The sequence below is a fragment of the Planktotalea sp. genome, assembly GCF_049680325.1.
Lineage (GTDB): Bacteria > Pseudomonadota > Alphaproteobacteria > Rhodobacterales > Rhodobacteraceae > Planktotalea.
This window is the reverse complement of the sequence record NZ_JBAUHO010000029.1, coordinates 1-5,195: the sequence shown is the minus strand read 5'-3', so window position 1 is coordinate 5,195 and position 5,195 is coordinate 1. Positions and strand designations below refer to the sequence as shown.

Annotated in this window: 5 protein-coding genes and 1 pseudogene; 2 read left to right on the top strand and 4 right to left on the bottom strand. The window is 56.2% G+C overall.

Features of this window, described 5'->3' with window-relative positions; all coding sequences use genetic code 11:
* Nucleotides 1-659 (top strand): annotated as a pseudogene (locus WBC85_RS01510) (glucose-6-phosphate isomerase); the annotation flags it as partial.
* Between the two features lie 54 nt (nucleotides 660-713).
* Here WBC85_RS01510 and WBC85_RS01505 read toward each other — a convergent pair.
* From WBC85_RS01505 to WBC85_RS01490, 4 genes are all read right to left on the bottom strand, one after another.
* A complete protein-coding gene (locus WBC85_RS01505; RefSeq protein ID WP_424432917.1) occupies nucleotides 714-1,130 on the bottom strand; it encodes a cupin domain-containing protein in 417 nt (138 codons plus the stop codon).
* Nucleotides 1,127-2,404 (bottom strand): phosphopyruvate hydratase, encoded by a 1,278-nt coding sequence (gene eno / locus WBC85_RS01500; protein ID WP_424432916.1) that lies wholly within the window; start codon nucleotides 2,402-2,404, stop codon nucleotides 1,127-1,129. Before eno ends, WBC85_RS01505 begins: the two co-directional genes overlap by 4 nt.
* Before the next feature lie 79 nt (nucleotides 2,405-2,483).
* Nucleotides 2,484-3,356, bottom strand: coding sequence for a DMT family transporter (locus WBC85_RS01495; protein ID WP_424432915.1), 873 nt, complete (start codon nucleotides 3,354-3,356; stop codon nucleotides 2,484-2,486).
* 3 nt (nucleotides 3,357-3,359) lie between these two features.
* Entirely contained in the window at nucleotides 3,360-3,782 is a 423-nt protein-coding gene (locus tag WBC85_RS01490) for a Fur family transcriptional regulator (protein WP_424432914.1), read from the bottom strand.
* 180 nt (nucleotides 3,783-3,962) lie between these two features.
* Here WBC85_RS01490 and WBC85_RS01485 point away from each other — a divergent pair.
* On the top strand, nucleotides 3,963-5,195 hold a 1,233-nt coding region (locus tag WBC85_RS01485; protein ID WP_424432913.1), incomplete at its 3' end, for a DEAD/DEAH box helicase.

Genomic DNA, 5,195 nt, shown 5'->3' with positions numbered 1-5,195 from the left:
CAACCCGCGCTGTGCTGCCCTACGATCAGCGGCTGTCGCGACTGCCTGCCTATTTGCAGCAGCTTGAGATGGAAAGTAACGGCAAATCCGTTCGGATGGATGGCTCTGATACGCCTGTGAACACGGGTCCGATTGTTTGGGGCGAGCCGGGCACCAATGGCCAACACGCTTTCTATCAGCTGATCCACCAAGGCAGCCGCGTTGTACCGTGTGAATTCCTGCTTGCTGCAAGTGGCCATGAATCCGATCTGTCCCATCAACATGACCTGCTTGTATCCAATTGCCTTGCCCAGTCCGAAGCCTTGATGAAAGGTCGCTCCCTTGATGAAGCGCGTAGCATTATGGCCGCCAAGGGGCTAAGCGGCGCGGAATTGGAGCGTCAGGCGCGCCATCGTGTGTTTCCGGGCAACCGTCCGTCGACAACGCTTCTCTATCCCAAACTGACGCCGGAAGTGCTTGGCCAGATTATCGCGCTTTACGAGCACCGCGTGTTTGTAGAGGGCGTAATCCTTGGCATCAATTCCTACGATCAATGGGGCGTCGAGCTGGGTAAAGAGCTGGCGACAGCCTTGCAGCCGATTGTTGAAGGGCGCGAGGATGCAAGTGGCAAGGATGGCTCGACCCAAGCCTTGGTAAGCTATATCCGAACGCGCGCATAAGTGTTGCCGCCGGAGCCTCCGGCGGGAGTTTATGGGCAAAATGAAGATGCAGTGCTAGCGCGGGATGTCAAAGTCCGGCGCAGCAAGGGTGAAGCCGTCAAAGGTGAAGCCAGGTGATACGGTGCAGCCGACAAGCGTAAACGCACCGGTGCTGCGTGCCTTTTGCCAATGATGGATCGGCACGATGATCTGCGGCGCGCCCTTTGTGAGGTCAGGGGTAAGCAGGTGATCCGTGGCCGGCCCTTGATCGTTTGCCGAGAGGCTCAGGACCAGCGGCGCGCCTGCGTAGTAGTGCCAGATTTCTGTCGCATCGACCTTGTGCCAATGGCTGGATTCGCCCGCTTTCAGTAGGAAATAAATGCACGTGCCATGGGCACGCGGCAGGGCGTCGTCGATATGGGTCTGTGTGTACCAACCGCCCTCTGGATGAGGGCGGAGGTTCAGTTTCTCAATGATCGCGTCTGCGTTCATGACTTCAGGATCGAGCGACCTGCGTAGCGTGCCGTCTCACCGAGCATTTCTTCAATGCGGATCAACTGGTTGTATTTTGCGAGCCTGTCGGAGCGCGCGAGAGAGCCGGTTTTGATCTGGCCGCAGTTGGTCGCTACAGCGAGATCAGCAATTGTCGCATCTTCGGTTTCACCTGAGCGGTGGGACATCACGTTGGTGAAACGCGCGCGGTGCGCCATGTCAACAGCTTTAAGAGTTTCCGACAAGGTGCCGATTTGATTGACTTTTACCAGCATGGAGTTGGCGCTTCCGCGCTCGATGCCCATCGCCAGGCGCTCTGGGTTGGTTACAAATAGATCATCGCCAACAAGTTGGATACGATCGCCAATCAGGTCTGTCAGAGCTTTCCAGCCGTCCCAATCATCTTCTGACATGCCGTCCTCGATCGAGATGATCGGGTAGTCGTTCACAAGCGCTTCAAGGTAGGCAGCGTTTTCAGCAGAGGTTAGCGATTTTCCTTCGCCTGCATAAACATATTTGCCATCTTTGTAATACTCGGTCGCGGCGCAATCGAGGGCGAGGTAGACGTCCTCACCAGCCACATAGCCAGCCTTTTTGATGGAGTTCATGATAAAGTCCAACGCTTCGCGCGTGGAGCCGATGTTTGGCGCAAAGCCACCTTCATCGCCGATACCTGTGGACAGGCCAGCGGCGGTCAGCTCTTTCTTCAACGTGTGGAAAATTTCGGACCCCATGCGCACCGCTTCGCGGATGTTCGCCGCAGAAACAGGCATAATCATGAATTCCTGAATGTCGATCGGGTTATCCGCATGTTCGCCGCCGTTGATGATGTTCATCATCGGAACGGGCAGGGTGCGCGCGGATGTGCCGCCCACATAGCGGAACAAAGGCTGCATAGAGAAATCGGCAGCGGCTTTGGCTACTGCAAGCGACACGCCAAGAATTGCGTTTGCGCCAAGGCGGGCTTTGTTCGGGGTGCCGTCCAGTTCGATCATCATCGCATCGATGAGTTCTTGTTCGGTTGCGTCCATGCCGACCAGTTCTTCGGCGATTTCGCCGTTCACTGCCGCAACGGCCTCCAACACGCCTTTACCCATGTAGCGCGCTTTGTCACCATCGCGCTTTTCAACGGCTTCATGCGCGCCAGTCGAGGCACCAGAGGGCACCGCAGCGCGCCCCATCGTGCCGTCTTCGAGAACCACGTCGACCTCAACTGTGGGGTTGCCACGGCTGTCGAGAATTTCGCGGGCGTGAATGTCTATGATTGCGCTCATGGAATGGGCATCCTTGTAAATCAATAAGTTTGACGCGTATCTACACTGTGATTACCGCAGGGGGAACCCTGTTAGCGCACTAAATGTTATCGCTAACACGCGCTTTTCTTTCACGCCACATCACGAACAGGCCTGAGCCTATGACGATAGCAGCGCCCAGCAGTGTCAACGCATCGGGGCGCTCTTGGAAGAACAGAACCGCAATCACGAGAGCAAAGATCAGGCGCGAATAGCGAAACGGCGTCACAAAGGACACATCGCCCATGCGCATTGCAGCTGTGATGGAATAATAGCCGGCTGCATTCGCAAGTGATGCCGCGATAACAATGCTCCAGGCGCTCAGTCCGGGGGCTTCATGTGGGCCCGTGAACGGAAGCATGATTAAACCGGCGGGGATCATTGCTGCGGTTCCCCAAGTGGCCATTTGCAGTGTGCCAATGCGCATCGGCATCGCGCGGGTGATAATATCGCGGCCCGCCAGAAAAACGGCGGCGCCAAGTGCAAGCGCTGCGCCAACCGAAATGCCCGCAGTCGAGGGGCGCAGCATCAGCAGAACACCGCAAAAACCGGCCAATACGGCGATCCAGCGCCGTGGGCCGACCTGTTCTTTAAGAATGAGCGCCGCGCCGATGGTCACGAAAAGCGGCACAGCTTGTGTGATAGAGATCACCAAAGCGAGCGGCGCCAAAGCCAGCGCGCTTACCATGCACAATGCGGCAAGGCTTTCGATGCCGTTGCGCAACAGGACGGGCCATGCGAAAAAATCCCGCGAAAACGGTGATTGGCCTGCACGGTGCGCAAGTGTGGTGAAAATTGCCAAGCCGGGAAGCGACATGAAGATCAGGATTTGAGCAATCGACATATTGCCCGAGGACATTTTTACCATCGCATCGCCAATGGCAAAGGCGGCCATGGAGAGGACCATCAATAGTACGGCGCGGGAATTTCCCACGCGTTATTGCGCCTTTGTCTTGATAGGTACGCCGTAAAGTTCCAGTTTGTGCCCCTTAAGCGTATACCCAAGGCGCGCCGCGATGCGTTCTTGCAGCTCTTCAATCTCGGGATCTACAAATTCGATCACTTCGCCCGAGTTCATATCGATCAGATGATCGTGGTGGTCGCGCTCTGCATCTTCATAGCGCGCGCGCCCGTCGCCGAACTCCAGCTTTTCCAGAATACCCGCTTCTTCAAACAATTTGACCGTGCGGTACACAGTAGCAATCGAAATCCCCGCATCCTCGGCAGAGGCACGGGCATAAAGTTCTTCCACATCAGGGTGATCGTCGCTGGCTTGCAGCACGCTCGCGATAACGCGGCGTTGGCCTGTCATGCGCAGGCCTTTGGCCTCGCAGCGCTCAATAATGGAATAATCGGCCATAAACGGGCTCCCGAGGTCTTGAAGTGGTGGTGTAGCGCAACGTTGCGCGGGGGAAAAGGGGCGCTAAGGTTGACTCGTCGCCGCATAAGGCCCATGTGCGGCACAAATGCAGCAAGACGTGCTATCACGTGCCCAAACACGGGCTTTGCCGCAAAGAAATCCCTAAAGGACGATTATCCGTTGAGTGAATTTGAAACGATGGGCTTGCCAGAGCGGCTTGTAAACCGCTTGAAAGAGCTGGGCCTGACCACACCGACGCCAATTCAGGCGCGTGCTATCCCCGAGGCCTTGAACGGTCATGATGTATTAGGCCTTGCCCAAACAGGCACAGGTAAAACAGCGGCGTTCGGCTTGCCGTTGATTACGCTTCTTAGCGAAAACCCCGGTCGCCCCTTGCCCAAATCTGTGCGCGCGCTGATCCTTGCGCCGACGCGTGAATTGGCAAGCCAGATTGTTGAGAACCTCAAAGACTATACCCAAGGCACACCGATCAAGGTTGCGCTGGTTGTTGGCGGTCAGTCGATCAATGTGCAATCCAAACGCTTGGAAAAAGGCATTGATATCCTTGTTGCTACGCCGGGTCGTTTGATTGACCTGATGGAGCGCCGTGCATTGACGTTGAAAGAGGCACATTTCCTTGTGCTGGATGAGGCGGATCAAATGCTCGACATGGGCTTTATCCATGCGCTGCGCCAAATTGCGACGCAGTTGCCAGAACAGCGACAAACCATGCTGTTCTCGGCGACGATGCCAAAACTGATGAACGAAATTGCGAACACCTACCTGAAAAGCCCGCGCCGCATTCAGGTTTCGCCCCCCGGCAAAGCCGCGGATAAGGTCACGCAGGTGGTTCACTTTATCGCCAAGACCGAAAAGCAGTCATTGTTAATCGAATTGCTGGGCGAGCATAAAGACGAACGTGCATTGGTCTTTGGCCGCACGAAACACGGCTGTGAAAAGCTGATGAAACAACTGGTGGCACGCGGTTTCGCGGCGACCTCGATCCATGGCAACAAAAGTCAGGGCCAGCGCGAGCGCGCTTTGGCAGCGTTCAAAGCGGGCGAGATGAAAGTGCTCGTTGCGACAGATGTCGCTGCGCGCGGGCTTGATATCCCTGATGTGCGCCACGTTTATAACTATGAGTTACCAAATGTTCCTGACGCCTATGTTCACCGTATTGGTCGAACTGCGCGTGCGGGCAAAGACGGTGCTGCGATTGCTTTCTGTGCGCCTGACGAAATGGATTTGCTCAAAGATATCGAAAAAACGATGAAAATCTCGATCGAGGTGGCCTCTGGCACGCCTTGGGTCGATTTCGATGGTGTTTCGGCAAAAAGCCGCTCTGGCATGGGTGGTAAAGGTAAAGGCGGCGGTGGTCGCGGCCGCCCGGGCGGCGGTGGCAAACCTGCGGGC

What these genes read in the sequence shown, in the direction of transcription:
- WBC85_RS01505 (WP_424432917.1), bottom strand. Translation starts at nt 1,130, where the DNA reads ATGAACGCAGACGCGATCATTGAGAAACTGAACCTCCGCCCTCATCCA.
- eno (WP_424432916.1), bottom strand. Translation starts at nt 2,404, where the DNA reads ATGAGCGCAATCATAGACATTCACGCCCGCGAAATTCTCGACAGCCGT.
- WBC85_RS01490 (WP_424432914.1), bottom strand. Translation starts at nt 3,782, where the DNA reads ATGGCCGATTATTCCATTATTGAGCGCTGCGAGGCCAAAGGCCTGCGC.